Annotated in this window: 33 protein-coding genes and 4 tRNA genes; 17 read left to right on the top strand and 20 right to left on the bottom strand. The window is 62.9% G+C overall.

The window, feature by feature from the left end:
• Nucleotides 1–107 precede the first annotated feature (107 nt).
• Together IB275_RS14850 and IB275_RS14845 are read left to right on the top strand one after the other, a co-directional pair.
• Entirely contained in the window at nucleotides 108–1,025 is a 918-nt protein-coding gene (locus IB275_RS14850) for a bestrophin family protein (RefSeq protein WP_192296160.1), read from the top strand.
• 21 nt (nucleotides 1,026–1,046) lie between these two features.
• Nucleotides 1,047–1,613, top strand: a complete 567-nt coding sequence (locus IB275_RS14845) for a flavin reductase family protein (protein WP_192296161.1) — start codon at nucleotides 1,047–1,049, stop codon at nucleotides 1,611–1,613.
• On the opposite strand, the gene IB275_RS14840 is transcribed toward IB275_RS14845, so the two are convergent.
• The gene (locus tag IB275_RS14840; protein WP_192296162.1) at nucleotides 1,600–2,985 is read right to left on the bottom strand and encodes a CoA transferase; all 1,386 of its coding nucleotides are present in this window, start codon (nucleotides 2,983–2,985) and stop codon (nucleotides 1,600–1,602) included. The genes IB275_RS14845 and IB275_RS14840 overlap by 14 nt on opposite strands.
• 226 nt (nucleotides 2,986–3,211) lie before the next feature.
• Entirely contained in the window at nucleotides 3,212–3,592 is a 381-nt protein-coding gene (locus tag IB275_RS14835; protein ID WP_081520447.1) for a hypothetical protein, read from the bottom strand.
• Nucleotides 3,593–3,814: 222 nt separating this feature from the next.
• Between IB275_RS14835 and IB275_RS14830 the strand changes: the two genes are divergently transcribed.
• Nucleotides 3,815–4,129, top strand: a complete 315-nt coding sequence (locus IB275_RS14830; RefSeq protein WP_045217597.1) for a hypothetical protein — start codon at nucleotides 3,815–3,817, stop codon at nucleotides 4,127–4,129.
• 111 nt (nucleotides 4,130–4,240) lie between these two features.
• A complete protein-coding gene (locus tag IB275_RS14825) occupies nucleotides 4,241–4,426 on the top strand; it encodes a hypothetical protein (RefSeq protein ID WP_045217600.1) in 186 nt (61 codons plus the stop codon).
• A gap of 6 nt (nucleotides 4,427–4,432) precedes the next feature.
• Here IB275_RS14825 and IB275_RS14820 read toward each other — a convergent pair whose 3' ends face one another.
• Nucleotides 4,433–4,798: a hypothetical protein gene (locus tag IB275_RS14820; protein ID WP_192296163.1), complete on the bottom strand. Its 366-nt coding sequence runs from the start codon at nucleotides 4,796–4,798 to the stop codon at nucleotides 4,433–4,435.
• Between the two features lie 447 nt (nucleotides 4,799–5,245).
• On the opposite strand from IB275_RS14820, the gene IB275_RS14815 reads away from it, so the two are divergent.
• On the top strand, nucleotides 5,246–5,959 hold the full coding sequence (locus IB275_RS14815; RefSeq protein WP_192296164.1) for an endonuclease: 714 nt from the start codon (nucleotides 5,246–5,248) through the stop codon (nucleotides 5,957–5,959).
• Nucleotides 5,960–6,048: 89 nt separating this feature from the next.
• A complete protein-coding gene (locus IB275_RS14810) occupies nucleotides 6,049–6,555 on the top strand; it encodes a DUF1993 domain-containing protein (RefSeq protein ID WP_192296165.1) in 507 nt (168 codons plus the stop codon).
• 31 nt (nucleotides 6,556–6,586) lie between these two features.
• Here the strand turns inward: IB275_RS14810 and IB275_RS14805 are convergent, their stop codons facing one another.
• On the bottom strand, nucleotides 6,587–7,060 hold the full coding sequence (locus IB275_RS14805) for an Lrp/AsnC family transcriptional regulator (RefSeq protein WP_192296166.1): 474 nt from the start codon (nucleotides 7,058–7,060) through the stop codon (nucleotides 6,587–6,589).
• A gap of 132 nt (nucleotides 7,061–7,192) precedes the next feature.
• On the opposite strand from IB275_RS14805, the gene IB275_RS14800 reads away from it, so the two are divergent.
• Together IB275_RS14800 and IB275_RS14795 are read left to right on the top strand one after the other, a co-directional pair.
• Complete coding sequence (locus IB275_RS14800) at nucleotides 7,193–7,528, top strand: ACT-like domain-containing protein (protein WP_192296167.1); 336 nt, start codon at nucleotides 7,193–7,195, stop codon at nucleotides 7,526–7,528.
• Nucleotides 7,529–7,626: 98 nt separating this feature from the next.
• A complete protein-coding gene (locus tag IB275_RS14795; protein ID WP_192296168.1) occupies nucleotides 7,627–8,625 on the top strand; it encodes a bile acid:sodium symporter family protein in 999 nt (332 codons plus the stop codon).
• Nucleotides 8,626–8,688: 63 nt separating this feature from the next.
• Here the strand turns inward: IB275_RS14795 and gorA are convergent, their stop codons facing one another.
• On the bottom strand, nucleotides 8,689–10,047 hold the full coding sequence (gene gorA / locus IB275_RS14790) for a glutathione-disulfide reductase (protein ID WP_192296169.1): 1,359 nt from the start codon (nucleotides 10,045–10,047) through the stop codon (nucleotides 8,689–8,691).
• Between the two features lie 88 nt (nucleotides 10,048–10,135).
• Between gorA and IB275_RS14785 the strand changes: the two genes are divergently transcribed.
• Complete coding sequence (locus IB275_RS14785; RefSeq protein WP_192296170.1) at nucleotides 10,136–10,567, top strand: VOC family protein; 432 nt, start codon at nucleotides 10,136–10,138, stop codon at nucleotides 10,565–10,567.
• A 59-nt stretch (nucleotides 10,568–10,626) separates the two neighbouring features.
• On the opposite strand, the gene galU is transcribed toward IB275_RS14785, so the two are convergent.
• Together galU and IB275_RS14775 are read right to left on the bottom strand one after the other, a co-directional pair.
• Nucleotides 10,627–11,466 carry a UTP--glucose-1-phosphate uridylyltransferase GalU gene (gene galU, locus IB275_RS14780; RefSeq protein ID WP_024767166.1) on the bottom strand — a complete coding sequence of 280 codons (840 nt, stop codon included), beginning with the start codon at nucleotides 11,464–11,466 and terminating at the stop codon, nucleotides 10,627–10,629.
• Nucleotides 11,467–11,671: 205 nt separating this feature from the next.
• Nucleotides 11,672–12,037 (bottom strand): LexA family protein, encoded by a 366-nt coding sequence (locus tag IB275_RS14775; protein WP_192296171.1) that lies wholly within the window; start codon nucleotides 12,035–12,037, stop codon nucleotides 11,672–11,674.
• Between the two features lie 374 nt (nucleotides 12,038–12,411).
• On the opposite strand from IB275_RS14775, the gene IB275_RS14770 reads away from it, so the two are divergent.
• Nucleotides 12,412–12,903: a DUF3509 domain-containing protein gene (locus IB275_RS14770; protein ID WP_192296172.1), complete on the top strand. Its 492-nt coding sequence runs from the start codon at nucleotides 12,412–12,414 to the stop codon at nucleotides 12,901–12,903.
• A gap of 102 nt (nucleotides 12,904–13,005) precedes the next feature.
• On the opposite strand, the gene IB275_RS14765 is transcribed toward IB275_RS14770, so the two are convergent.
• The 8 genes from IB275_RS14765 to IB275_RS14730 form a co-directional block, all read right to left on the bottom strand.
• Nucleotides 13,006–13,091, bottom strand: a tRNA-Leu gene (locus IB275_RS14765).
• A gap of 155 nt (nucleotides 13,092–13,246) precedes the next feature.
• A tRNA-Cys gene (locus IB275_RS14760) sits at nucleotides 13,247–13,320 on the bottom strand.
• Between the two features lie 34 nt (nucleotides 13,321–13,354).
• Nucleotides 13,355–13,430 (bottom strand) — tRNA-Gly (locus IB275_RS14755).
• 68 nt (nucleotides 13,431–13,498) lie between these two features.
• Nucleotides 13,499–14,059 (bottom strand): CDP-diacylglycerol--glycerol-3-phosphate 3-phosphatidyltransferase, encoded by a 561-nt coding sequence (gene pgsA, locus IB275_RS14750; RefSeq protein ID WP_192296173.1) that lies wholly within the window; start codon nucleotides 14,057–14,059, stop codon nucleotides 13,499–13,501.
• A 33-nt stretch (nucleotides 14,060–14,092) separates the two neighbouring features.
• Complete coding sequence (uvrC, locus tag IB275_RS14745; protein ID WP_192296174.1) at nucleotides 14,093–15,919, bottom strand: excinuclease ABC subunit UvrC; 1,827 nt, start codon at nucleotides 15,917–15,919, stop codon at nucleotides 14,093–14,095.
• A gap of 2 nt (nucleotides 15,920–15,921) precedes the next feature.
• On the bottom strand, nucleotides 15,922–16,566 hold the full coding sequence (gene gacA / locus IB275_RS14740) for a response regulator transcription factor GacA (RefSeq protein ID WP_017517075.1): 645 nt from the start codon (nucleotides 16,564–16,566) through the stop codon (nucleotides 15,922–15,924).
• 236 nt (nucleotides 16,567–16,802) lie between these two features.
• A complete protein-coding gene (locus IB275_RS14735; RefSeq protein WP_225594994.1) occupies nucleotides 16,803–17,066 on the bottom strand; it encodes a hypothetical protein in 264 nt (87 codons plus the stop codon).
• Nucleotides 17,067–17,282: 216 nt separating this feature from the next.
• A tRNA-Ser gene (locus IB275_RS14730) sits at nucleotides 17,283–17,370 on the bottom strand.
• Nucleotides 17,371–17,505: 135 nt separating this feature from the next.
• On the opposite strand from IB275_RS14730, the gene IB275_RS14725 reads away from it, so the two are divergent.
• The 7 genes from IB275_RS14725 to IB275_RS14695 all read left to right on the top strand — a co-directional run bounded on the left by IB275_RS14725 (nucleotide 17,506) and on the right by IB275_RS14695 (nucleotide 21,757).
• Nucleotides 17,506–18,171: a Bax inhibitor-1/YccA family protein gene (locus tag IB275_RS14725; RefSeq protein WP_024765156.1), complete on the top strand. Its 666-nt coding sequence runs from the start codon at nucleotides 17,506–17,508 to the stop codon at nucleotides 18,169–18,171.
• A gap of 115 nt (nucleotides 18,172–18,286) precedes the next feature.
• Nucleotides 18,287–18,679: a sulfurtransferase complex subunit TusD gene (tusD, locus tag IB275_RS14720; RefSeq protein WP_192296175.1), complete on the top strand. Its 393-nt coding sequence runs from the start codon at nucleotides 18,287–18,289 to the stop codon at nucleotides 18,677–18,679.
• Nucleotides 18,679–19,038, top strand: a complete 360-nt coding sequence (gene tusC, locus IB275_RS14715; protein ID WP_192296176.1) for a sulfurtransferase complex subunit TusC — start codon at nucleotides 18,679–18,681, stop codon at nucleotides 19,036–19,038. The genes tusD and tusC overlap by 1 nt, the downstream gene beginning before the upstream one ends.
• Complete coding sequence (tusB, locus tag IB275_RS14710; protein ID WP_192296177.1) at nucleotides 19,038–19,340, top strand: sulfurtransferase complex subunit TusB; 303 nt, start codon at nucleotides 19,038–19,040, stop codon at nucleotides 19,338–19,340. The genes tusC and tusB overlap by 1 nt, the downstream gene beginning before the upstream one ends.
• Entirely contained in the window at nucleotides 19,337–19,672 is a 336-nt protein-coding gene (locus IB275_RS14705; RefSeq protein ID WP_151187240.1) for a TusE/DsrC/DsvC family sulfur relay protein, read from the top strand. The genes tusB and IB275_RS14705 overlap by 4 nt, the downstream gene beginning before the upstream one ends.
• On the top strand, nucleotides 19,669–20,667 hold the full coding sequence (locus tag IB275_RS14700) for a glycosyl transferase family protein (RefSeq protein WP_192296178.1): 999 nt from the start codon (nucleotides 19,669–19,671) through the stop codon (nucleotides 20,665–20,667). The genes IB275_RS14705 and IB275_RS14700 overlap by 4 nt, the downstream gene beginning before the upstream one ends.
• Before the next feature lie 88 nt (nucleotides 20,668–20,755).
• Nucleotides 20,756–21,757, top strand: a complete 1,002-nt coding sequence (locus tag IB275_RS14695; protein WP_192296179.1) for a glutathione S-transferase family protein — start codon at nucleotides 20,756–20,758, stop codon at nucleotides 21,755–21,757.
• 76 nt (nucleotides 21,758–21,833) lie between these two features.
• Here IB275_RS14695 and IB275_RS14690 read toward each other — a convergent pair whose 3' ends face one another.
• Genes IB275_RS14690 through lolA form a run of 5 tightly spaced genes read right to left on the bottom strand, consistent with a single transcriptional unit; the run spans nucleotide 21,834 to nucleotide 26,897 of the window.
• Nucleotides 21,834–22,178, bottom strand: coding sequence for a lysozyme inhibitor LprI family protein (locus IB275_RS14690; RefSeq protein ID WP_285887717.1), 345 nt, complete (start codon nucleotides 22,176–22,178; stop codon nucleotides 21,834–21,836).
• Nucleotides 22,178–23,563, bottom strand: a complete 1,386-nt coding sequence (gene cysG / locus IB275_RS14685) for a siroheme synthase CysG (protein ID WP_192296181.1) — start codon at nucleotides 23,561–23,563, stop codon at nucleotides 22,178–22,180. Before cysG ends, IB275_RS14690 begins: the two co-directional genes overlap by 1 nt.
• A gap of 1 nt (nucleotide 23,564) precedes the next feature.
• Entirely contained in the window at nucleotides 23,565–24,845 is a 1,281-nt protein-coding gene (gene serS, locus IB275_RS14680) for a serine--tRNA ligase (protein ID WP_192296182.1), read from the bottom strand.
• Between the two features lie 46 nt (nucleotides 24,846–24,891).
• Nucleotides 24,892–26,217 (bottom strand): replication-associated recombination protein A, encoded by a 1,326-nt coding sequence (locus IB275_RS14675; protein ID WP_045214802.1) that lies wholly within the window; start codon nucleotides 26,215–26,217, stop codon nucleotides 24,892–24,894.
• A 56-nt stretch (nucleotides 26,218–26,273) separates the two neighbouring features.
• Nucleotides 26,274–26,897 carry an outer membrane lipoprotein periplasmic chaperone LolA gene (gene lolA / locus IB275_RS14670; protein WP_192296183.1) on the bottom strand — a complete coding sequence of 208 codons (624 nt, stop codon included), beginning with the start codon at nucleotides 26,895–26,897 and terminating at the stop codon, nucleotides 26,274–26,276.
• Nucleotides 26,898–26,903: the final 6 nt, after the last annotated feature.

Below are 26,903 nucleotides of genomic sequence, written 5' to 3'. Positions count from 1 at the left end.
TCCCTGGACGCGATCGCGGGCATGACCCGCTCCTACAGGGCCCGCGAACCGCATCCCCGTCTCTATCTCGGCTATCATGCGCGCTCCGCCCCACCGGATGCCGCCCGATGATCCTCCGCCCGCAAACCCCGACACTCTGGGTCCTGCTGTTCTCCCTCAAAGGGTCGATCATCCCCGCCATCTGGCGCAAGGTGCTGTACACGGTGCTGCTCAGCTCGCTGGTGGTGGCCACCCATGGCACGCTCTACCACTACAAGGTGATCATCACCTCCACACCCTTCACCCTCTGGGGCCTGACGCTGGCGATCTTCCTCGGCTTCCGCAACAACGTCGCCTACCAGCGCTTCTGGGAGGCGCGCACGCTCTGGGGCGAACTGCTGATCGTGACCCGCAACCTGGCGCGGCAGACCCGCTCGCTACTGCCGGACCTGGAAAGCGAAGGCCGTCGCCAGCTGGGTAATCAGCTGATCGCCTTCACCTACGCCCTGCGCGACCAGCTGCGCGGCACCCCGCAAAGCGAGGACGTGCGCCGCCTGATGGGCGAGGAAGCCAGCGCCCTGGCCGCCAGCCGCAGCCCGACCAACGTCCTGCTCGCCAACCTTGGCCAGCGATTCGCCGACTACGGCCGTACCAGCGGCGCCAGCGACATAACCCTGGCCGCCATCGACCAGCAGATGACCCGCCTGTCGTACGTGCTGGGCGGATGCGAGCGCATCCGCAACACGCCGATCCCCTACCCCTACATCCTGATGCTGCACCGCATCGTGCACGTCTACTGCTTCCTGCTGCCCTTCTGCCTGGTGGACAGTATCGGCTGGTTCACCCCGCTGGCAGTGTGCGTGCTGGCCTACACCTTCTTCGGCCTGGACGCGCTGGGCGACCAGATCGCCGACCCTTTCGATACCCAACCCAACGACCTGCCGCTGGACGCCATGAGCCGCAACATGGAAATCGCCGTGCTGGAAATCCTCGGCGAAACGGACCTGCCCGAACCGCTGAAGCCGGTGGACGGCCTGCTGCTCTGATCCAGCACTGAGGACCCCTGAATGAACCACCTGAAAGACGTGCCGCTGAACAAGGCCTACCTGCTGCTCAACCACGGCCCGAGCACCATAGTCACCAGCGAGCACGAAGGCGTCGCCAACGTCATGGCCGCCGCCTGGGTCATGCCGCTGGACTTCGATCCGCCCAAGCTGATGCTGGTGCTCGATCGCAACACCTGGTCGCGCCATCTGGTGGAAGGCTCGGCCGCCTTCGTCATTCAGCTGCCGACGCGCCAGCAGGCTGACCTGACCCTGGCAGTTGGCTCGAGCAACGGTGGCGAGGGCAACAAGTTCGAGCAGCTGGACATTCGCACTTCCCGTGCGAAGCAGGTCGAGGCGCCGATCGTCGATGGCTGCGTCGCCTACCTGGAGTGCAAGGTAATCAGCGAGCCGCACAACCAGGAGAAGTACGACCTGTTCATCGCCGAAGTAGTCGCCGCCTATGCGGATGAGCGCGCCTTCTCCAATGGCCGCTGGCACTTCCCCAGCGACGAGCTGCGCACCATTCATTACCAGGCCGGCGGCGCCTTCTTCGCCACCGGCGAGGCGTTCCAGGTCAGTCGGGGCTGACCGGCTGCCAGGTTGCCGGCGCCGAGCCCAGCTCGGAGGCCGGCAGCTCCCAGTAGAGCGGCGAGCCCGCGACCTGCAGCGGTGGGCGCAAGCGCCGCGCGTGCCCCCAGGGCGTAGTCTCGATGCCCGGTGCCAGATCGGCAGTTGTCTCCGCCGCCAGCTCCAGCGAACCCACCGACGAAACTCCCGCCTCCAGCAGGCATTGCGCCGTGCGCGCCAGGGACAGGCGCCAACGACTCCCGCGGCCGCTACGCCGGCGCTCGGCCAATCCGCGCAAGGCCGCCGCAGCGATCAGGTAGCCGGTGGCGTGATCGAGCGCCTGCACCGGCAAGGGGACGGGTTTGTCTTCGCCCCGCCAGACGCGCCCGGCCTCGGCGATGCCAGTGCTCATCTGCACCAGGCTGTCGAAACCGCGCCTGTCGCTCCAGGGGCCCGACCAGCCGTAGGCATTCAGGCTGACATCCACCAATCCCGGCGCAATGGTCCGCCGTACATCGGCGCCGAACCCCAGCCGGTCCAGGGCATCGGCCCTATAGCCGTGCACCAGCACATCAGCGCTGGCGAGCAGCGCCTGGAAGCGCTCGCGGCCCGCAGGTTGGCGCAGGTCCAGACGCGCGCAGTGCTTGCCCAGGGTGACTTCCGGCACCACGCCAGGCTCATCCCAATCCGGCGGGTCGATGCGCAGGACCTCGGCGCCAAAGCCGGCAAGAAAGCGTGTGGCAATCGGCCCGGCCAGCACGCGGGTCAGGTCCAGCACGCGCAATCCGGCCAATGGGCGCTCGCGGTCGATCTCGATATCCAGAGAAGGCGCGGACACCAGCTGGAGATCGCGCAATACCAGCGGCTCGCGGGCAACGGCGAGGCCTTGCGGGTGCTGTTTCCAGGCGTCCCAGGAGCGCATCTCGGCCGCACAGCCGCCTTCCTTCACGATCGACAGCTCCAGTTCTCCCGCCTCCCAATTCGCCACGGCGTCTGTAACCCGATCACGATCATTCTCGGTACCGAGCACCCGAAGGGCGGCGGCGCGGTGGTGCGGGGCATTGGTGTGAAGGCGGATCCAACCGTCGCGGGTGCGGTAGTTGCCGGCGATGGCATCCCACAGGTCGGGAGGTATCCAGCCCTGGGCGCGCAAAGAGGTGGAGAACCAGAAAGAAGCCAGCCGGCGGTCCACGACCAGGGACGTGGCGGCACCAGAGTCCGGCTCCAGCCACTCGCCCAGCGCCAGCCCCGCGCTGGCGATGCTGGCGGCGGCCAGTTCGGTGACGAAGAAAGCCGAAGGCAGGGAGCCTTCGCTGCGAAAGGCCAGGTGACTCAGGCGTTCGGCCTGGCCGCCCAGGGCAATCCAAAGTCGCTCCGCAAGAACACGCTGCATCACTATCTCCGCCTTTTCCTTGGAGTTTTACCTTAGCCGTGCAGCGTCAGGCGGGCGAGCCGACCTTGGTCGACAGGCAATAAAAAGCCCGCAATCAAGCGGGCTTTTCGATGGGGAGCTAGTCCTTTAGCTGGTTTTCATCCTCTGCCCCCGAGTGTGAAAAAAACGTGAAGCGAGGGTCAGCCGAAACATTTTGTTGGAGATCGTATTGTCTGGGGGCTGGTGTTCAGCTCGAGTAATCCAGCGCGGTCCAGACACGGCTGAGCCCATCGCTGATCTGGCAGCTCGACAGGTCATCCGCTGCACCCCGCGAGGACAGGCGCACAGTGGAGTCGCCCTCGCCTTCAGTCAGCCACTGCAGGCGGCCACAGTTGGGTGTGTCGATCACATAGCTGGCAGCGATGGCTGAGCGCTCCTTCGGCAGGCGGATGGCGTCGCGTACCGTGCCGCGCTCCTCGATGCGCTTGCCGTCGGCCACCAGCACGGCCCAGGCCTCCTTGCCCTCGATGATGAGGTAGGCGCCATTGGCGCGCGGGACGTCCGCCTGGGGCTGGGCACAGCCCGCCAGCATCGCCACACCTGCGCAAAGCATCAGTTTCTGCAGCATCGCCATCGCTCCTGTTCTTCGAAGAGTGCCCGCCAAGCCAGTGGCGACGGGCACTTCAGGGTTTCTGTCAGACCGCGAGAGGGATACTAGGAGAAAATACTGTTCATGCATACAGTATTTTGCGAAAATTTTTTAAACCTCGACGAAAGGCCACAGTCCATTGGCTACGTCGATCACCTCGAATCACAGGGCATGGGCCAGAACCCCATTGAGGAGCAAGCGATGGTGAGCATCCATCAGCTGAAATACACCGTGAACCATATGGCCATCGAGGAAGTGAGCGAGGCCGTGTCGGAACTGCTGCTGGAGGGGTTGGTCACAGAGGGCAAGACGCCCTTCAGTCGCACCCACTTCAACGTGTGCTTCGCGGAAATCGAGGCCCTGATGCAGCGCGCCGGCTATCACCGGCCGCTGGATGTGGTGGGCTACCAGGGCCAGGCCTACGCCATGTTCGATCCCAGTCGCTGGGACGCCGTGGAAGTCCTGCGCTGGCTGAAGGAGTACGTCGAGGAATCGAAGGCGGTCAGCACCGCGTGAGCGCGCGGGCCTTTTGCAGGTCGCAGTTGCGGGAGCAGCGACTTGCGAAGGCTCACCCGGCGCACTAATGTCCCATGCACTTTTCCCGCTTGCCGAATCAAGGACGATTCCATGAGCGACTCTTCCTCCGACGACAGCTGGCTCTGGGCCTACCGCAAACTCCGTAGCTGGGATGTGGGCCGGGTCAGCTCCGCGTTCCTCGCCACACTCTTCCACTGGCGCGGCGATACCGGGCTGTTCTACAGCCACGGCGGCCTGCGCAAATCCCGCCTGACCCGCGACGACCTGATCGACTGATCCGACTTACTGCTGCTGGTAATAACCATTGCCGCGCGGATAGACCGCGCCGTTGGGGTATTCGATGCTCTGCCGGATGCCGCCGCTGCCCTGGTCGATGATCACCGTTCCCGAGCGCGTCTCGCCGTAGCTGCGCGGCACCTGCACACCGCCATAACCGTCATTTCGCTGCCAACTGGAGGAACTCTCCACGCTGCCGCTCGCACCCGGGCTGATATAGATACGTTGGATCACTGGCGGCGGTTGCTGCCTTTGCGGCTGCCCCTGGTAGTTCTGCTGGGATTGTCTTTCCTGCGTGGAAAACTGCTGCGCGTAGACGGGTAGCGCCAGGGCACAACAGGCGATGGCCCCGAGGATCCTGAGACCGATCATGGCGATCTCCCGAATGATGGAAAGGCTCCAGCTTACCAAGCCTCGCCGCTCAGTACAGGGCAATACGTAAACTCAATACAAATCCTTACATTTCAATAACTTAAAACACAATTATCACGTTAAATATAGGAAATGGCCTCCTCAAGGTGCTGCGTGGCACCACGGCTCCGTAGGGCTCCCTAAGCTCTTGTTCAAACAAACGGATAGCGTCGACTCCTAAAGTCTTTTATAGAATATTTTTTCTTTTAAAAACAAACGCATAAGTAGACATCCTAAACCTTCACAAGAGGCTACGAAGACCTGTTGCGAAGCGTTCCCAGCGGCTCCATGGCGCGGCGCCCCCATCAGCGCCTCCATCCGGGCAATCCACCCCTTGCCATTCCATTGCCACGATTGGCATTTCTTTCTCAATCAGTAAGATGCAGCGACTTTCGTAAGGAACGCCTCATGTTCGGACGCTGCCTGACCCTGCTGCTGATCCTCGCCATCCCCACCGTCGCCTCCGCCGCCGCCCCGCGCACCTTCGAGGAAGCCAAGAAGGTCGGGCGCAAGCTGTATGCCCGCCAGTCGGTGGAGTTCTATTGCGGCTGCCGCTACAACGGCACCAAGGTCGACCTGAAGAGCTGTGGCTACACCCCGCGCAAGAATGCCAATCGAGCGTCGCGCATCGAATGGGAGCACATCGTCCCCGCCTGGGTGATTGGCCATCAGCGCCAGTGCTGGCAGAGCGGCGGGCGCAAGAACTGCTCGCGCAATGACCGGGTGTACCAGAAGGCCGAGGCCGACCTGCACAACCTGGTGCCGAGCATCGGCGAAGTGAACGGAGATCGGAACAACTTCAGCTTCGGCTGGCTGCAGCAGAAGCCCTCGCAGTACGGCGCCTGCCCGATGGTGGTGGACTTCAAGGCGCGCAAGGCCATGCCCCGCGCGCAGATTCGCGGCATGATCGCTCGCACCTACTTCTACATGAGCGACCGCTACGGCTTGAGGCTGTCCAACCAGGACCGCCAGCTGTTCACCGCCTGGAGCAAGCAATACCCGGTGGAAGCCTGGGAGCGTCAGCGCAACCAGATGGTTGGCTGCGTGATGGGCTGGGGCAACCCCTACGTCGGCCCGATCGAGACCGACCGCTGTCCCGCGCCGAAGGTGGCCAGGCGCTGAAGCCTGGCGACAGGCGCAAGCGCCAGCAGTAGACTCCGACAGCCGTCCAGCGTGACGAGCCCCACCTTTATCTGTCTGGAGTACGCAACATGTCCTTCTCGATCTACCAGGCTTCCGTTCCCGTCTTCATCCGCATGCTCGGCAACCTCTCGGTGATCCTCGCCAAGGCTGCCGCCCATGCTGAAGCCAAGTCCATCGATCCTTCCGTCCTGATCAACGCCCGCCTCGCCCCAGACATGTTCGCCCTGGCGCGCCAGGTGCAGATTGCCTCGGACTCCGCCAAGGGCGCCGGCGCGCGCCTGGCCGGCGTGGACGTGCCGAGCTATCCCGATGACGAAACCACCTTCGACGAGCTGCAGGCGCGCATCGCCAGGACCATCGAGTTCCTCAAGAGCCTCAAGCCCGAGCAGTTCGACGGCGCTGACGACCGCACCATCGAGCTGAAGCTACGCACCCGCGAAGTCAGCTTCAAGGGCTCGGATTTCCTGCTGGGCTTCGTCAACCCGAACTTCTATTTCCATATCACCACGGCCTACGACATCCTCCGCCACAACGGCGTGGAAGTCGGCAAGATGGACTACCTGGGCGGCGTCTGACCGCTATGGGCGCCAGTCTCCCCGGCGCCCTTCAGCCGCGCGGCAGAGGCAACGTAGTGGTGGACTTGATCTCAGAGAGCGCCACGATGGAGTTGATCTCCTGCACCCCCGGCACCTGGGACAGCCGCTCGAAGAAGAATCGCTCATACGCCTCCACATCCTCCGTGACGATGCGCAGCATGAAGTCCACGGCCCCCATCAGGACATGGCACTCCAGCACCTCGGGAAACGTCTCCATGGCCTGTGCGAAATCCGTCAGGTGGTTGCGCCCGTGGGCGTTGAGCTTCACCTGCGCGAATATCTGGGTGTTCAGGCCGATCTTCTTGCGATCCAGCAGGGTCACCTGCTTGCGGATCACCCCTTCCTCCTTCAGCCGCTGAATCCGCCGCCAGCAGGGCGACTGGGACAGGCCGATGCGCTCGGCGATCTCCGCCGTAGAAAGAGTGGCCTCCTCCTGCAGCAGGGCGAGGATCTTGCGGTCATGGACATCCAGTGAAATTGGCATAAATGATTCTTCGTGGATTAATTCAGAGAATCATTAATGCATAGATTCCCGCCTAACAGCCCAAAACAGGCAAATAAATCCCCGGTACGGGCCGCAGAATATTTCTCACTTCTCCTGCATCGGCCAGCCGTCATGACGCTCCCCGCACTTCAACTCGTCGAATACTCCCTGGATCAACAGGACCGCCCGGTTCCCACCGAAGCGGCCGCCGATGTGCGCTACCTGATCCGCGCCGAGATCGATGCCGACATCCTCTGCCGCCTGCTGAACCAGTTCGCGCTCCAGGGCCACGTCCCGGCCGAGGTCGAATCCTCGCGCCGGGAGGACTGGCTGGACATCGCGCTGCGGGTGAACACCCTGCCGCGCTACCGTGCCGAGGTCATCGCCCAGCGCATGCGCGGCATGGTCAGCGTGTGCTCTGTCGATCTGCACGTACAAGGTGCAGAATCTGTCCTTTCAGCGACATAAGCTGACTTTCTGGCGCTAGCCGGCACATCCTTCCGGGCTTAGAGTGCGAACCTGACCCTAGCGGTCTTTCACACACAACAACGATGAGAGATGTGCCCATGGCTCGCCCACGCCTGCTCCCCGACAACTTCACCCTGGCACTGATCGCCACCGTGACCGTTGCCAGCCTGCTGCCCTGCGAAGGCACCGCCGCCGTGATCTTCGGCTGGATCACCAACCTGGGCATCGCACTGCTGTTCTTCCTCCACGGTGCGAAGCTGTCGCGCCAGGCGATCATCGCCGGCGCCACCCACTGGCGCCTGCACCTGCTGGTGTTCGCCTGCACCTTCATTCTCTTCCCGATCCTCGGCATGGCGCTCAAGCCGGTCCTGTCGCCTCTGGTGACCCCGGACCTGTACCTGGGCATGCTCTACCTCTGCGCCCTGCCGGCTACAGTGCAGTCATCCATCGCCTTCACCTCGCTCGCACGCGGCAACGTACCCGCCGCGATCTGCAGCGCCTCGGCCTCTAGCCTGATGGGCGTGTTCCTCACCCCGCTGCTAGTACAACTGCTGATCGGTGCCCACGGCGACACCGGCATATCGACCCTCGACGCCATCGGCAAGATCACCCTGCAACTGCTGGTGCCCTTCGTGGCGGGCCAACTGCTGCGCACCTGGATCGGCGCCTGGGTCGAGCGCAACAAGCCGGTACTGAAGTACGTCGACCAAGGCTCGATCCTGCTGGTTGTCTACACCGCCTTCAGTGCCGCTGTGATCCAGGGCCTCTGGCACCAGATCCCGCTGCCCGCCCTGGCCGGCCTGGTGATCGCCTGCTGCGCACTGCTGGCCCTGGCGCTGATCGCCACCAACCTGATCGGCCGCTACCTGGGCTTTTCCCTGGAAGACCGCATCACCATCGTCTTCTGCGGTTCGAAGAAGAGCCTGGCCACCGGCGTGCCCATGGCCTCGGTGCTATTCGCCAGCAGCACGGTCGGCGTGATCCTGCTGCCGCTGATGCTGTTCCACCAGATCCAACTGATGGTCTGCGCCGTACTCGCCCAGCGCTACGCGCAGCGCCAGGAAGACAGCCACGCATCGCTGGAACGCAGTAACTGACGACCTGACGCCCACAAAAAAGCCGGTGCAGATGCACCGGCTTTTTTGTTGCCGCCCTCGCCGTCAGGCGCCGACTGGCGTACGCATGGTGACGAACTCCTCGGCAGCCGTCGGGTGGATGCCGATGGTTTCGTCGAACACCCGCTTGGTCGCCCCGGCCTTCAGCGCAATGGCGATGCCCTGAAGCATCTCCCCGGCATCCGGGCCGACCATGTGGCAGCCCAGCACCTTGTCGCTGTCGGCATCGACGATCAGCTTCATCAGCGTCCGTTCGTGGCTTTCGGTGAGCGTCAGCTTCATCGGCCGGAAGCGGCTCTCGAAGACTTTCACCTTGTGCCCGGCGCTGCGCGCTTCGTCCTCGGTGAGGCCAACGGTGCCAATGTTCGGCAGGCTGAATACCGCAGTAGGAATCAGCTTGTAGTCCACCGGGCGGTACTCGTCCGAGCGGAACAGCTTGCGCGCCAGCGCCATGCCTTCCGCCAGCGCCACGGGGGTCAGCTGCACACGACCGATCACATCGCCGATGGCGTGGATCGACGGCTCGCTGGTGCCATAAGCCTCATCCACCTTCACGTAGCCACGGTCATCCAGCTCAACAGAGACGTTCTCCAGGCCCAGGTTGTCCAGCTGTGGACGGCGGCCCGTGGCATAGAACACGCAATCAGCTTCCAGCACGCGACCATCCTGGAGGGTGGCGGCCAGGGTGCCGTCGGCCTGCTTGTCGATGCGCGCGATGTCGCTGTTAAATTGCAGGTCCAGCCCCTTTCTGGTCAGCTCGTCGCGCAGATGCTCCCGCACGCTGCGGTCAAAGCCACGCAGGAACAGCTCCTTGCGGTACAGCAGAGAGGTTTGTGCGCCCAGGCCATGGAAGATGCCGGCAAATTCGACCGCAATGTAGCCACCACCGACTACCAGCACCCGGCGCGGCAGCGACTCGAGGAAGAAGGCTTCGTTGGAGGTGATCGCGTGTTCCTTGCCGGGAATATCCGGCACCTGCGGCCAACCGCCGGTAGCGATGAGGATGTGCTTGGCGCTGAAGCGCTGCCCGTCGACCTCCACGGTGTGCGCATCCTGCAGCTTGGCATGCCCCTCCAGGAGGGAGACGCCGCTGTTCACCAGCAGGTTGCGGTAGATGCCATTGAGCCGGTGGATTTCGCGGTTTTTGTTGGAGATCAGAGTCTTCCAGTCGAAGCTCGCTTCGCCCAGAGTCCAGCCGAAGCCTTCAGCCTGTTCGAAGTCCTCGTGGAAGTGCGCCCCGTACACCAGCAGCTTTTTCGGCACGCAACCGACATTGACGCAGGTGCCGCCCAGATAGCGGCTTTCCGCCACGGCCACCTTGGCACCAAAGTCTGCGGCGAAGCGCGCAGCGCGCACACCGCCTGAACCCGCACCGATGACGAACAGGTCAAAATCGAAAGACATCATGATTCTCCGCTTGGACATGTCAGGCAGCATACCTCATGGCGCCTGACCTATCCTGCCCACTGCCGGTCCCGAAGGAGGTATTGCCATGCGCCCGACCCTCACCCACCTGGCCCTGCACGTGCCCGACCTGGAAGTCTGCGTTGCGTTCTACGAGCGATTCTGCGGCATGCGCGTGATCCACGAGCGCGAAGGCAAGGGCTCGCGCATCGTCTGGATGGCGGAGCCAGGCAAGGAGCACAGCTTCATTTTCGTCATCATGCCCGGCGGCCAGGAACGCCACCTGGCAAGCGATGACTACAGCCACTTCGGCTTCGCCGTGGACACTCGCGATGAGGTCGACCGTGTAGCCAGGGATGCCGGGGCTGCCGGCTGCCTGATCTGGGCGCCACGGGAAGAACCCTACCCCGTAGGTTATTACTGTGGCCTGCGCGACCCGGCCGGCAACTACGTCGAGTTCAGCTACGGCCAACCGCTCGGCCCGGGCTCGGAGACGATGCCGATTCCACGCTCGATGTAGGCCGGAAAAAGAAAAAGCCACCCGAAGGTGGCTTTCCCGTAGAGCGGAAAGGTCCGGGATTACCAGGCCTTGCCAGTCTTGTAGAGGTGCTCGTAGCAGAAGTTGGTCGCCTCGATGTAACCCTCGGCGCTACCGCAGTCGAAACGCTTGCCCTTGAACTTGTACGCCAGAACGCAGCCGTCCTGGGCCTGCTTCATCAGAGCGTCGGTGATCTGGATTTCACCGCCCTTGCCCGGCTCGGTCTGCTCGATCAGGTCGAAGATGTCCGGAGTCAGGATGTAGCGACCGATGATCGCCAGGTTCGACGGGGCGTCCTCGGGCTTCGGCTTCTCGACCATGGTGTTCACGCGGTAGATGTCGTCGCGGATCATCTCGCCGGCGATCACCCCGTACTTGTTGGTCTCTTCCGGCGGCACTTCCTGGATCGCCACGATAGAGCAGCGGAACTGGTTGTACAGCTTGACCATCTGCTTGAGAACGCTGTCACCTTCGAGGTTCAGGCACAGGTCGTCTGCCAGCACGACGGCGAAGGGTTCGTCACCGATCAGCGGGCGGCCGGTCAGGATCGCGTGACCCAGACCTTTCATCTCGACCTGACGGGTGTAGGAGAAGGTGCATTCGTCGATCAGGCGACGAATACCGACCAGGTATTTTTCCTTGTCGGTGTTGCGAATCTGGTGCTCCAGCTCGTAGCTGATATCGAAGTGATCTTCGAGAGAGCGCTTGCCGCGGCCAGTGACGATACCGATTTCACCGAGACCGGCTTCCAGTGCCTCTTCAACGGCGTACTGGATCAGCGGCTTGTTCACCACCGGCAGCATTTCCTTGGGCATGGCCTTGGTGGCCGGGAGGAAGCGGGTACCGTAGCCGGCGGCCGGGAACAGACATTTCTTGATCATGGGAGTCCTTCGAGAGGGACAGGGGTGCGAGTTGCGCGCAGTCTAATCAGGCTGCGCCCGCCTTACAATGCCCCGGATTGCAAGCTGCACGACTCTTGTGAGGACTTGCGAAACCAGTGGCACGCGCATCTGACCATCAAGGCCCTGATTTAGTTCTCGAAGTTACTGGCAAATGGTCAGCATCCTGCTCCATCCCGCAGCAACTCTATGCCCAGGCGCCCTGCGCAACGTCGCTTCCGGAAAGCCGCTGGCGCACTACTCCCCATATTGAGAGTTGATCGCCTTCCTCGACCTTCAGCGTCGGATAGCCATCGCTCGCTGCCTGCAGCGCGAACGAACCGTCGACAATGGCCAAGCGACGGATCAACGCCTCACCGTTGAGCGCCGCCACCACGATCTCGCCAGGAGCCGCCAGCTCCGAGCGGTCGACCAGCAGCAGGTCACAGTCGTGAATGCCCGCCTGCGTCATGCCTTCGCCACATGCACGGACTATGTAGGTATGAAGGGACGCAGCGCCGGCCACTCCGCCAGGCTGCACCACATCATGAACTTCCAGAATGGCTTGCTGCATGATCCTGCCCCATATACTGTATATGCATACAGATATCAGATACCGCTCGGCCAGACAAGTCATTGAATGGAACCTCCGGGGACAAATGCCGCTCAACCGAAAGGACAGCGCACCGATGACGGTGGACTACCCTTAGGGAGGGGTGAGGATATCGATATGAATCCAGGCACGTTCGTCACGCTCATGATTTTCGGCTGGGTCCTGCTGGCAGTGGTTACGCTGTGGGCCATCCTTCGCGTACCGATGCGCCGGGCCCGCCTGCAGAAGCCCAAGCACAAAGCGAAAGCGGACCCCTCGCGACACCACCCCATCCCGCATTGAAATCATCGGTCGTGCAAAATGCCATGGCATTTGCACCTTCCCATGCAAGCTGCATGGAAAGCGAGACGAGAAGTAATTTCAACCTGATGATTTTAAAGGATTTTTTATTTGACCCAGATTGGTACGTCCCCTGCAATGAAAAGGGAAGGAACCGCCCATTCACTGCCGAGGACGACACCATGCCAATCGACCATCTGCCGGCCGCCCAATACCTCTGCCAGGTCTTCTCCGATTTCGAAGTGAGCTTCACGGCTCGACCGGACGGCAATCTGATCATGACGCTGAGCAAGAACGCGGGCGAACACATCGCCTGTCGCGTGGTGCGCCTGGAAGAGCAACGTAATGAAGTGCTGCTGACCAGCCTGGTAGGGCGTATTCGCCGCGACCTGGCGACCGAATACGGCCCGCTCCAGGAGCATGATGCCGACCACTTCAAGGAAGAGGTCCCGCTGCAGAACTTCTACGAGACAGCCGAGCCGCTGCGCCAGCGCCGTATCGTCAAAGCCGGTGCAAAGCTACGCTCGATAGCCAATATTGGAGCCTGAATGGGCGAGCAATAAAAAACCCGGCCTCGGCCGGGTTTCTATTATTTGGAGTGCTCGCTCGACTCAGGCATGCAGTCTGTACCGAATCGGGAAAGAGGAAGATGGTGCCCGGAGCCGGAATCGAACCGGCACGCCCAAAGGGCGAGAGATTTTAAGTCTCCTGCGTCTACCGATTTCGCCATCCGGGCGGCAGCGCGTTGCAGTGTTTCCAGGAGCAAGCCTGGAAAGGGCTGGACTATATACAGCCCCACTCCCCCTGCGCAAGTTGCTGAAACTCGCAATCCCTGCAGCGGACTATTAAAGAAAAAGCCCTGTAAATCTTTGATTTACAGGGCTTTTCTATTGGAGGCTGAGGTCGGAATCGAACCGGCGTTCACGGATTTGCAATCCGGTGCATAACCACTCTGCTACTCAGCCATAACACGGATGACTCAAGCGAATCATCTAAATCTGGAGCGGGAAACGAGACTCGAACTCGCGACCCCGACCTTGGCAAGGTCGTGCTCTACCAACTGAGCTATTCCCGCGTTGTCGTGTTGACGGGCGCCATTCTAACGATTTGGAAATGCCTGTCAACTCCTTGATTCAAAAATACTTATTTCTCTTTCGGGGTCGTGTTCAGGTGCGGCCAGGCCGCCACAAGATAGTGCAGCATCGACCACAGGGTGAGGATGGCGGCAACGATCAGCAGCGCATACCCAACCAGGACCCAGAAGGTCATCAGCGGCGGATTGGCCAGGAGAATCACCAGCGCCAGCATCTGCGCCGCGGTCTTCCACTTGCCCAGACTGGAAACGGCGACATGCGCCCTCGCCCCTATCTCCGCCATCCATTCGCGCAGTGCAGAGACCACGATTTCTCGACCAATGATGATGGCCGCCGGCAGCGTCAGCCACAGATTCGAGTGCTCTTCCACCAGCAGCACCAGCGCAGTGGCAACCATCAGTTTGTCCGCCACCGGATCGAGGAAGGCACCGAAGGGCGTGCTCTGCCCCAGGCGGCGCGCCAGGTAGCCATCCAGCCAGTCGGTGGCAGCAGCCAGGGCGAATACGGAGCTGGCAGCCAGGTGGCTAGCCGGGAACGGAAGATAGAACAGCAGGATGAAGATCGGAATGAGCAGAACGCGGAGCAGTGTGAGCAGGTTCGGGATATTCATCGGGTCGGAAGGTCTGCGAGTTGAGCCGGCATTCTACTCGCTGTGCAGTGCAGCATAAATCTGCTCTGCCAGCTTTTTGCTAATACCGGGGGCTTTGGCAATTTCATCGATACTGGCTCTGCCCAGCTCCTGCAACCCGCCGAAATGCTTGAGCAGGTCACGACGGCGCTTGGGACCGACGCCAGCGACGTCTTCTAATGTGGAGGTGCGACGAGCCTTGCCGCGCCGGGCACGGTGGCCAGTAATCGCAAAACGGTGCGCCTCGTCGCGGATCTGCTGGATCAGGTGCAGCGCGGGCGAGTCGGCGGGCAAGGTGAATTCATGTTCGGCATCATTGAGGTACAGCGTCTCCAGGCCGGGCTTGCGGGTAACGCCCTTGGCGACGCCGAGCAACGTCAGCCCCACTACTGCCAGTTCTTGGAGCACTTCCTGGGCCATCGCCAGCTGGCCTTTGCCGCCGTCCACCAGAAGAATGTCGGGCATCTTGCCCTCGCCTTCCTTCAGGCGGCTGAAGCGGCGCGTCAGCGCCTGGTGCATGGCGGCGTAATCGTCGCCGCCTGTGATGCCCTCGATATTGAAGCGGCGATAGTCCGACTTCAGCGCCCCCTCTGGCCCAAAGACCACACAGGAAGCCACAGTCGCTTCGCCACTGGAATGACTGATGTCGAAGCATTCGAGCCGCTGCGGCGGCTCCGGCAAGTCCAGCGCCTCGCCCAGCGCATCGAAGCGCGCAGCCATGTGCTGGCGGTTCGCGAGGCGGGCGGCCAGGGCCTGTTCTGCATTGGTCACGGCCAACTGCTGCCAGCGCGCACGAGTGCCTCGGACCCGCGGAGTAATTTCCAGCAGGCGACCACGGGACTCCTCAATGGCCGAAGCGAGGATCGGGAAGTCCTCATGCACGGCATTGACGATCAACTCGTTCGGCAGATCGCGCTCGTGATGACTGAGGTAGTACTGTCCGAGGAAGGCCAACAGGACGTCGCCCACCTCCTCCTCGATCGCAACCTGCGGGAAGAAATTCTTGCTGCCCAACACCCGCCCGCCGCGCACGCTGATCAGGTGAACGCAAGCGCCGCCCGGATTGACGATGGCTGCGACCACATCGACATTACCCGTACCAAACTCCATGCTCTGCTGGTCCTGCACGCGGCGCAGGATCTGCACCTGATCGCGTAATTCCGCCGCCTTCTCGAAGTCCAGGCGCATCGCCGCCTGCTCCATGCTGGTGGACAGCTCTTCGGCCAACACATTGCTCCGCCCCTCGAGGAACATGATCGAGTGGCGCACGTCTTCGGCGTACTCCTCCTCGCTCACCAGCCCGACACAAGGAGCCTTGCAGCGCTTGATCTGGTACTGCAGGCACGGGCGCGTGCGGTTGCGGTAGTAGCTCTCCTCGCACTGACGCACGAAGAAGGCTTTCTGCAGCAGCGCAAGGCTTTCGCGAATGGCACCAGCACTGGGGTACGGACCGAAGTAACGCCCTTTGGCCTTCTTTGCACCACGGTGAATGGTCAGGCGCGGGAACGGGTCCTCGCTCGACAGGAAGACGTACGGGTACGACTTATCGTCGCGCAGCAGGATGTTGTAAGGCGGCCGCCACTCCTTGATCAGCGTCTGCTCGAGAAGCAGCGCCTCGGTCTCGTTGGCGGTGATGGTGGTCTCGACCTGGGCGATCCTCGCCACCAGGGCGGCCGTTTTCGGCGCGAGCCCCGACTTGCGGAAATAACTGGAGAGACGCTTCTTGAGATCCTTCGCCTTGCCGACATACAGCAGCTTGGCCTCGGCGTCGAACATGCGATAGACGCCCGGCCGCCCGCTGCAGGTGGCCAGGAACGCCGCCGAATCGAACGATTGCGCCATGATCAGTTGCTGGCGTCGACCATGCCGTGCCGGACAGCCAGCAACGCCAATTCGACGTCACTGGTGATCGAGAGCTTCTCGAAGATGCGGTAGCGGTAGGTATTCACGGTCTTTGGCGATAGGCACAGCTTGTCCGAGATACTCTGCACCTTGTGACAGTTGGCGATCATCAGCGCGATCTGGATCTCGCGCTCGGACAGCGTATCGAACGGCGATGCATTTCTTTCCGGCTCGAAGGATTTCAGCGCCAGGTTCTGAGCGATCTGCGGGCTGATATAGCGCTGGCCGGCAAACACCTGGCGAATCGCCTGGACCATCTCGTCTAGGGCCGCGCCCTTGGTGAGATAGCCGGCGGCGCCAGCCTGCATCAGGCGAGTCGGAAATGGGTCCTCTTCGCACACCGTTACCACCACGACGCGCACATCGGGCTGGCTGCGCAGCAGTTTTCGGGTGGCTTCCAGGCCGCCGATGCCGGGCATCTTCACGTCCATCAGCACAACATCGGGCTTGAGCTCACGCGCCAGTTGCAGCCCACGCTCGCCGGAGTCGGCCTGCCCGACGACCTGCAGGCCGTCGATATCAGCCAGCATGCGGGTAATTCCGGTGCGCACCAGATCGTGATCATCGACCACCAGCACCTTAATCACGCAGCACCCCTTGAACAGAATGGAATGGCGAGCCCCGAAAAGGGACTCCGAACAATTGCCGAACCTTAACAGAAAGCAGCTCTACGACCTAGCTTGGAAGCGGTTCGCCAAAATGCAAGCGCCAGAGAAATGCAGTGCAGGCGGGATAAATGCTGACAGATACCTGTCAGACCGTCTAGGACGGCCGTACCGGAAAATTCTCTGCCAGGAAGGATCGACTGCAATGCAGATGGAACTCAGGCTTCAACGGCATCCAACAGGGCCCACGGCTTGTAGCCTGCGGCGCGCGCTGCCTTTTCCGCCTCCAGGATCGCCTCGGTGCGACTCAGAGAGCGCGAACGGTGCTCGAAGCGAAAGGCGGGCCCACTTTCTGCGCGCACGCTCAGAACAATCAGATAGCCCCGCATGGGGTTGCTGGCTTCCCGAGTGGTTTTCACTTTCTTCGGAGCAACGCCCAGCGCTTCGCGCATCTGCCGCTCGAGATCTTCGACTTGGTTCATTCAGGATTTTCCGGAGAGTGGTGCTTGAAGTTTAACTGAGCGGATCAACGCCCTACAGAATCATCTATCGGGATGACTGCCTTTTCTGACGTTGTTCAACTTGCGCAATGCAATTGCCATGAGCGCGATGTGAAATTGGAAGGAGACCCCACAAGTGGTGCTTCATCGCCATAAACGCGAAAGCCCCGCATTGCGGGGCTTTCAACGTTGTAATAGTGGCGGAAGCGTAGAGATTCGAACTCTAGGACAGTTGCCCGTCGACGGTTTTCAAGACCGTTGCCTTAAACCACTCGGCCACGCTTCCACATGAGCGGGCGGCAATATTACCGGATCGCAACACACTGTCAAACTCTGATGATTCAGCACGCTTTTCCCTCTGTTATGATGAGCACCACTACGGTCATGGATCCGTATCCCGCTTAAACAGGAGTGTCTCGACATGCAAGAACGGCAATATCTCGACTCCACAGCCGTGGAGCAGAAAGAGGTCAGCGGCGTCCTGCGCAACACCTACGGCCTGCTGGCCCTGACTCTGGCCTTCAGCGGCCTGGTAGCCTTCGCCTCGCAGCAGATGCGTCTGCCCTACCCCAGCTTCTTCGTGGTGCTGCTGGGCTTCTACGGCCTGTTCTTCCTCACCGTGAAGCTGCGCAACAGCGCCTGGGGCCTGGTCAGCACCTTCGCCCTCACCGGCTTCATGGGCTACACCCTCGGCCCGATCCTGAACATGTACCTGGGCATGGCCAACGGCGCGAGCATTATCTCCTCGGCCTTTTTCATGACCGCCCTGGTGTTCTTCGGCCTGTCCGCCTACGTACTGACAACCCGCAAGGACATGAGCTTCCTGTCCGGCTTCATCACCGCAGGCTTCTTCGTGCTGCTGGGCGCCGTCCTGGTCTCGCTCTTCTTCCAGATCAGCGGCCTGCAACTGGCCATCAGCGCCGGCTTCGTGCTGTTCTCCTCGGCGATGATCCTGTTCCAGACCAGCGCGATCATCCATGGTGGCGAGCGCAACTACATCATGGCCACCATCAGCCTGTACGTGTCGATCTACAACCTGTTCATCAGCCTGTTGCAGATCTTTGGCATCATGGGCAGCGACGACTGATCCTCGCGCCTCCCAGGAAAAAGCCCGTCTCGACGGGCTTTTTTCATTTTCGGCGCGGCAAACATCTGCATAGCGCCGTATCATCCAGCGAAAATTTGCCGATCAGGCCTGCTCCATGAAGTTCGTCATCGCCCTCTTCTCCCCGCCGCACTCGCCGGCAGCCCGGCGCGCCCTGCGCTTCGCCGAGGCTGCATTGGCCGGCGGCCATGAAATCACCCGGCTGTTCTTCTATCAGGACGGCGTGCACAGCGCCTCGGCAAACACCGTCACCAGCCAGGATGAGCTGGACGTCGCCGCCGCCTGGTCGCGCTTAGTCGCCGATTACCAACTGGACGGAGTGGTCTGCATTGCCGCTGCGCTGCGTCGGGGCGTGCTCAATCAGGAAGAGGCCAACCGCTATTCCCGTCCCGCCGCGAACCTGCAGGCGCCCTGGGATCTGTCCGGCCTCGGCCAGCTGCATGAAGCAGCGCAACTGGCGGACCGCCTGGTCTGCTTCGGAGGCAACTGATGGCCAAGTCCCTGCTGATCATCAGCCGCCAGGCGCCCTGGGCCGGCACCGCCGCCCGCGAGGCGCTGGATATCGCCCTGGCCGGCGGCGCCTTCGACCTGCCGATTTCGATGCTCTTTCTAGATGACGGGGTGTTCCAGCTCGCTCCCGGCCAGCGCCCGAGCACAGTCGAACAGAAGGACCTGCAGGCCAATCTGCAAGCCCTGCCACTGTTCGGCGTGGAAGCGCTCTACACCAGCAGCCACAGCCTTGCCGAACGCGGACTGGACAGCGCCAGCCTGACCCTGCCCGCTCAGGCGCTGGACGATGTCGCGCTGCGCAACCTGCTGCAAACCCATGACCAGGTGATCACGATCTGATGGCTACTCTCCACCTGCTCTCGCACTCGCCATTCAATGACGGCCGATTCGACAGTTGCCTGCTCCTGCTGGGGGCAGACGATGGAATCCTGCTGAGCGGCGATGCCACCTACGCGCTGCGACCCGGCAGCAAACCTGCACAGACGCTCCAGGCGCTACCCACTGGCAACGCGTTATTCGCCCTGCAGGAAGACCTTCAGGCCCGCGGCATGGACGATACCCCCGCCCACGTCGTTACCGTCGATTACCCCGGCTTCGTCGAGCTCTGCACTCGCTTCGACAAGGTGAACGCCTGGCTATGAGCACTCTACTGGTCAACGGCCACTCCCTGCCGCTGGACAAGGACGGCTACCTCGTCGATCTGAACGACTGGAGCGACGTCGCCGCCGAGGCCCTGGCGCACAACGAGGGCATCCACCTGACTCCCGAACACTGGGAAATCCTCCTGCTGCTGCGCGAGTTCTACGGCGAGTTCCAGCTCTCGCCGGCCAACCGTCCGCTGATCAAGTACGTCGCCCAGAAGCTGGGCGCGGAAAAAGGCAGCAGCCTGCACCTCAACCTCCTGTTCAAGGGCACACCGGCCAAGCTTGCCGCCAAGCTCGCCGGCCTGCCGAAGCCGACCAATTGCCTATGACCACCTCCCCGCTCGTCCTGCAGACACCCGCCGAACACCTCTTCGCCCAGTTCGTCCGCATCCTGGGCAAAGGCAAGCGCGGCGCGCGCGGCCTGACCCGCGAGGAAGCCCGCGAAGCCCTCGGCATGATCCTCGACGACAAGGTCGAGGAAAGCCAGCTGGGTGCCTTCCTGATGCTGCTGCGGCACAAGGAAGAAAGCGCTGAGGAACTCGCCGGCTTCACCGAAGCCGTGCGCTCCCGCCTACAGGCACCGAAGATCGCCGTGGACCTCGACTGGCCCAGCTACGCCGGCAAGAAGCGTCACCTGCCCTGGTACCTGCTGGCCGCCAAGTGCCTGGGAGGCAGCGGCACCCGTATCCTGCTGCACGGCGGCGGCGCGCATACCGCCGGCCGGGTCTACAGCGAACAGCTTCTGGAGCAGCTCGGCCTGCCGCTGTGCCGTGACTGGAATTCCGTCAGCGCTGCACTGGACGCCAAAGGCATCGCCTTCGCCCCGCTGGTCGACTGGATGCCGCGCCTGCAGCGCATGATCGACCTGCGCAACACCCTGGGCCTGCGCTCCCCCATGCACTCGGCCGTGCGCCTGCTCAACCCGCTGGGCGCAACCTGCGTCCTGCAGAGCATCTTCCACCCTGGCTACCAGGAGGTGCACCGTGAGGGCAGCCGCCTGCTAGGCGACTACGCCATCGTCATCAAGGGCGAGGGCGGCGAAATCGAGATGAACCCCGACGCCACCTCCCACCTTTATGGCTGCCGCAACGGCGAAGCCTGGGACGAGGAATGGCCGGCGCTGTCGCCGCTGCGCCACGTGAAGCCGGAAACGCTGGACCCGGCGCACCTGGCCGCCTTCTGGCGCGGCGAAGCCGAAGATGCCTACGGCGAACTGGCCGTCCGCGCGACCATGGCACTCGCCCTGCGCGCCATGGGAATGCAGCGCGGCGATGCCTTCGCAGAAGCCGATAGGCGCTGGGCTGCGCGGGATAAATCGATTTAGTCGATACTTGGAATCCTGTTTTTGCGCTAAACAATCGAGCCACAGCCGATAGACTGGTCCCATCTCCCCCGTGTTCTGGAGCAATGAGATGGGACAGTTGATCGATGGCCGCTGGCATGACCAGTGGTATGACACCAGCAAGGACGGCCGCTTCCAGCGCGAGAACGCGCAGCGCCGCAACTGGGTCACTGCTGACGGCCAGCCCGGCCCCACCGGCGAAGGCGGCTTCCGCGCCGAAGCCGGCCGCTATCACCTCTACGTATCCCTGGCCTGCCCCTGGGCCCACCGCACGCTGATCTACCGCCAGCTCAAGGGCCTGGAATCGCTGATCGACGTTTCGGTGGTCAGCTGGCTGATGCTGGAAAACGGCTGGACCTTCGACAAAGCCCTCGGCTCCACGGGCGACAAGCTCGACGGCCTGACCTTCCTCCATCAGCGCTACACCAGGGACGACGCGAACTACACCGGCCGCGTGACCGTGCCGGTGCTGTGGGACAAGCACGAGCAACGCATCGTCAGCAACGAATCGGCGGAGATCATCCGCATGCTCAACAGCGCCTTCGACGGCATCACCGGCAACCCGCTGGACCTCTACCCGGAGCCGCTGCGCACGCAGATCGACGAACTGAACGAGCGCATCTACCCGACAGTGAACAACGGCGTGTACCGCGCCGGTTTCGCGACGACGCAAGACGCCTACGAAGAGGCCTTCAAGACCCTGTTCAACGAACTGGACTGGCTGGAAGAGCGCCTGAGCAAGCAGCGCTACCTGGCCGGTGAATACCTGACCGAAGCCGACGTGCGGCTGTTCACCACACTGATCCGCTTCGACGCGGTCTACCACGGCCACTTCAAGTGCAACCTACGGCGCCTGGCGGACTACCCGAATCTGTCCGGCTGGCTGCGCGAGCTGTATCAACTGGAGGGCGTTGCCGGAACCGTGGATTTCCAGCACATCAAGAACCACTACTACGCCAGCCACCGCACCATCAACCCCACCGGCGTCGTGCCACTCGGCCCGCTGCAGGACTTCACCGGACCGCACGGACGGGACCACCTGCCGGGTAAAGGGATCGCGCGCAAGGGCTGACTAGCAGCACCGCTGCTGTGGGAGCGGGCCGCGCCCGCAATTCGCGGACAAGGTCCGCGCCTGCAGGAGCACCGAGTCAGATCGGTTTGTCGATACCGTCGTAGACCTTCTGCAGCGCGTCCAGGCGCTCCTGGTAGCGCTGCTTGAGGCAGGCCTTCTTGGCGCCGCAGGCGCGGCGCTGCTCCAGCCAGGCGAGCTGGGAGTCACCCAGGTTGCCGCGCATGCCCATGGCGAACAGGCCGCGCAGCAGACGGTAGGTAGTCGCCACCTGCACATCCATCTCGGAAAGCTGGCGATCCGCGCAGATGGCCTTCTCGTCCGCTTGCTTGGCCTTCTTGCAGTCGAAGCTGGCCGCATGGGCCGGTAAGGCGAAGCAACTCAGCGCACACGCAGCGCCCAGGATCGCAACGCGCAGGGATATCACTGCTGCCCCTCGAACCACGCCAGCTTCTCACGCAGCTGCACTACCTCCCCGACAATCACCAGAGTCGGTGCATGCACTTCATGCTCGGCCACCAGCTCCGGCAGGTTCGCCAGGGTGCCAGTGAACACGCGCTGATGCACCGTGGTGCCCTGCTGGATGAGCGCCGCCGGCGTATCGGCGGAACGACCGTGACGCACCAGTTGCTCGCAGATGACCGGCAAGCCAACCAGACCCATGTAGAACACCAGAGTCTGCCCCGGGGCGACCAGATCGTTCCACGGCAGGTCGGTGCTGCCGTCTTTCAGGTGGCCCGTCACGAAGCGCACGGATTGTGCGTAGTCACGATGAGTCAGCGGAATGCCGGCGTAGGCCGCGCAACCGCTGGCCGCCGTAATACCCGGCACGACTTGGAACGGGATGTCATTGGCCGCCAGTTCGTCGATCTCCTCGCCACCACGGCCGAAGATGAACGGATCGCCGCCCTTCAGGCGCAGCACGCGCTTGCCCTGCCGGGCCAGCTCGACCAGCTTGCGATTGATCTCGTCCTGCGGCACGGCGTGGTCCGCACGGCGCTTGCCGACGTAGAGTCGGTCCGCGTCACGGCGACACAACTCGAGGATGGCCGGCGCAACGAGGCGGTCGTAGAGCACCACGTCGGCCTGCTGCATCAGGCGCAGGGCGCGGAAGGTCAGCAGGTCGGGATCGCCCGGACCGGCGCCGACCAGATAGACCTCACCGCGAGGCTCGGCCTGCGGCGATTCCAGCTTGTCCGCCAGCAGGCGCTCGGCTTCGCTTGGCTGGCCGGCGATCATGCGCTCGGCGACCGGGCCCTGGAACACCTCCTCCCAGAACTTGCGGCGTTGCTGCAGGTCCGGCAGGCGCTGCTTCACGCGCTCGCGGAAGCGGCTGGCGAGACCGGCCAACTGGCCGTAGGTCGCGGGAATCCAGGTTTCCAGCTTGGCGCGCAGCAGGCGTGCCAGCACCGGCGCATCACCGCCACTGGAAACCGCCACCACCAGTGGCGACCGGTCGACAATGGCCGGGAAGATCACACTGCACAGGGCCGGCGCATCGACGACATTGACCGGAATGCCACGCTCGTTGGCGTCGCGGGAAACCTGGGCATTGAGCGGTTCATCGTCGGTGGCGGCAATCACCAGCACGCAATCCTGGAGGTCGCTCTGAGCGTAGGGGCGCAGGAGCAATTCACCCGCGCCCTCCTCGATCAGCTCACGCAGCTCCGAATGTACTTCCGGAGCCACGACTCGCAGCACTGCGCCGGCGTCGCTCAGCAGGCGCGCCTTGCGCAGTGCGACATCACCGCCGCCGACCAGTAGCGCGCGACGTCCGCGCAGGATGTGGAACAGCGGCAGGAAGTCCATCTCAGCCGATGACCTCGATGCCCGCCATGTACGGCTTGAGCACTTCCGGCACGCGGATCGAGCCGTCGGCCTGCTGGTAGTTCTCCAGCACGGCGACCAGGGTACGACCCACGGCCAGGCCCGAGCCGTTGAGGGTGTGCACCAGCTCCGGCTTGCCGGTTTCCGGGTTTCGGTAGCGCGCCTGCATGCGGCGGGCCTGGAAGTCGCCGCAGTTGGAGCAGGAGGAAATCTCGCGGTACTTGTCCTGGCTCGGCACCCAGACTTCGAGGTCATAGGTCTTGGCCGCACCGAAGCCCATGTCGCCGGTACACAGCGCCAGGGCGCGGTACGGCAGCTCCAGGGCCTGAAGGACCTTCTCGGCGTTGCCGACCAGGCTTTCCAGGGCTTCCCAGGACCTGGACGGCTCGACGATCTGCACCATCTCGACCTTGTCGAACTGGTGCTGGCGGATCATGCCGCGGGTATCGCGGCCCGACGCACCGGCTTCGCTGCGGAAGCAGGGCGTGTGGGCGACGAACTTCAGCGGCAGCTCCTTCGCATCGAGGATCTGGCCGGCAACGATGTTGGTCAGCGAGACTTCGGCGGTCGGGATCAGGTACAGGTCCGCTTCGTCTTCGCGCTGGATCTTGAACAGGTCTTCCTCGAACTTCGGCAGCTGGCCGGTGCCTTGCAGCGCCGGAGCCTGCACCAGGTACGGGGTGTAGGCCTCTTCGTAGCCGTGTTCGCGGGTATGCAGGTCGATCATGAACTGCGCCAGGGCGCGGTGCAGGCGGGCGATCGGGCCGCGCATCAGCGCAAAGCGGGCACCGGACAGCCGCGCGGCGGTCTCGAAGTCCAGCCAGCCGTGCTGCTCGCCCAGGGCGACGTGGTCCTTGATGTCAAAATCGAAGGTGCGCGGGGTACCCCAGCGACGGACTTCGACGTTCTCTTCCTCATCAGCCCCCACCGGCACGGACTCGTGGGGCAGGTTCGGGATGTTCAGCAGCAGGCTGTCCAGCTCGGCCTGGATGGCGTCCAGCTCCCGCTTGCCGGACTCCAGCTCCTCGGCCATGCGGTTGACCTCGGCCTTCAGCGGTGCGACGTCTTCACCATTCTTCATGGCCTGGCCGATGGCCTTGGAGCGCGAGTTGCGCTCGGCCTGCAGGGTCTCGGTGCGGGTCTGCACGGATTTACGCTGGCTCTCCAGCGCTTCGATGCGCGCCACGTCCAGAGTGAAGCCGCGGGTGGCCAGGCGTTCGGCCACTTCCTGCGGCTGGGTACGAACCAGTTTGGAATCGAGCATGGTGTCTTCTCGTGTCTAGTGTCAGGCGGCGCTCGCGGGCGCCACTTCAGGATTTTCTGCGACGGCGGGAACTGGCCTTGTCGAGGCTGGCCAGATGGCGCAGCTTTTCGCCGATCTTCAGTTCGAGCCCGCGCGGCACGGGTTGGTAATACTGGCGCGGTTCCATGGACTCGGGGAAGTAGTCTTCTCCGGCCGCATAGGCATCCGGCTCATCATGGGCATAGCGGTACTCGTCGCCATAGCCCAGGTTCTTCATCAGCTTGGTCGGTGCGTTGCGCAGATGCAGCGGCACTTCCAGCGAGCCGCTCTCCGCCACGTCACGACGCGCCGTGTTGTAGGCGTTGTAGACGGCATTGCTCTTCGGCGCGCAGGCCAGATACACGATAGCCTGCGCAATCGCCAATTCACCTTCGGGGCTGCCAAGGCGCTCCTGCACATCCCAGGCGTGCAGGCACAGGGTCAGGGCACGCGGATCGGCATTGCCGATATCCTCACTGGCCATGCGTACCACACGACGGGCGATGTACAGCGGGTCACAGCCACCATCGAGCATGCGCGAATACCAGTACAGCGCACCATCAGGACTGGAGCCACGCACCGACTTGTGCAGCGCGCTGATCTGGTCGTAGAAGGCCTCGCCGCCCTTGTCGAAGCGCCGACGCGAGTCGCCCAGCAGGTTCTGCAGCAGCTCGGCACTGATCTCGCTGTTGTCCTCGGCGAGGTCGGAGGCGTTCTCCAGCAGGTTGAGCAGGCGCCGGCCATCGCCATCGGCGGCAGCCATCAGGATGGCGAAGCTGTCGTCAGGCAGGCTCAGGTTGCGCTTGCCCAGCCCCTTCTCTTCGGTCAGCGCGCGCTCGACCAGTCGGCGCAGGGCCGCTTCGTCCAGGCTTTTCAGCACATAGACGCGGGCGCGGGAGAGCAGCGCGTTGTTCAACTCGAAGGACGGGTTTTCGGTGGTCGCGCCAATGAAAATCAGCGTGCCGTCTTCCACATAGGGCAGGAAGGCATCCTGCTGGCTCTTGTTGAAACGGTGCACTTCGTCGACGAAAAGGATGGTGCGGCGGCCGTACTGCGCGGCGTGCTGCTTGGCCACTTCCACCGACTGGCGGATTTCCTTCACGCCCGAGAGCACCGCGGAGATGGTCTCGAAATGCGCATCGGTAACCTGGGCCAGTAGCTTCGCCAGGGTTGTCTTACCGACTCCGGGCGGGCCCCAGAAGATCATCGAGTGCAGCGCGCCCTGCTCCAGCGCCTCGCGCAGCGGCTTGCCGCGGGCAAGCAGGTGCTCCTGGCCGACGTACTCGTCCAGGCTGGTCGCGCGCAGGCGCGCAGCCAGGGGCTGGGAAACGGGGGCGGAGCGGAACAGATCCAAGGTCTTACCTATTTATCACTCAAAGCCGGGTACTTGACGCAGGCGCGCAGTACCGGTCACTCCTGGATGACGTCGACACCCTTGGGCACATCGAAGACGAACTGCTTGGCGTCCATCGCCTCGTTCATCTTCACGTCGAAGAACAGGATGTTGGTGCGCTGGCCGACGCTGTCGATCAACTGCATGTCGTTCACCACGCCACTGCGGAAGGAAATCCGCAGGCTGTCGAACAGGGTGTCCTTGGACTTCGGCTTGAGGGTGAAGTCGACCACGTTGCCGCCATCTTTGGCGGTGATATCGAAGCTCTGACCGATTTTCGAAACATCACCGGAGAGCAGCAACGCTGGGGTCTGGGTCAGGCGCTGGTCGAGCTTCTGGATGGTCACCTGTTCCAGGTCCGGGTCGTACAGCCAGATTTTCTCGCCATTGGAGATCAACAGCTGCTCGTTCGGAGCATCGGTGTGCCACCGGAACAGCCCCGGACGTTTCAGGCCCAGGGTGCCGGCGGTTTCCTGCAGGCGGGTGCCGCTGCCGTCCAGGGTCAACTGGGAAAAGCGCGCGGTCATTGTCTGGGCCTTGGTGAGCATCCCGCTCAGGCGCTGCGCAGCAGCCTCGTCGGCATGGGCCTGGACGCCGGCAACAGCCAGCGCAGCAACGAACAACAGGCGGATCAGACGCATCGAAAT

This window comes from Pseudomonas sp. PDM21 (assembly GCF_014852505.2).
In the GTDB taxonomy this organism is placed as follows: domain Bacteria; phylum Pseudomonadota; class Gammaproteobacteria; order Pseudomonadales; family Pseudomonadaceae; genus Pseudomonas.
This window is presented reverse-complemented; position numbering and strand designations above follow the sequence as displayed.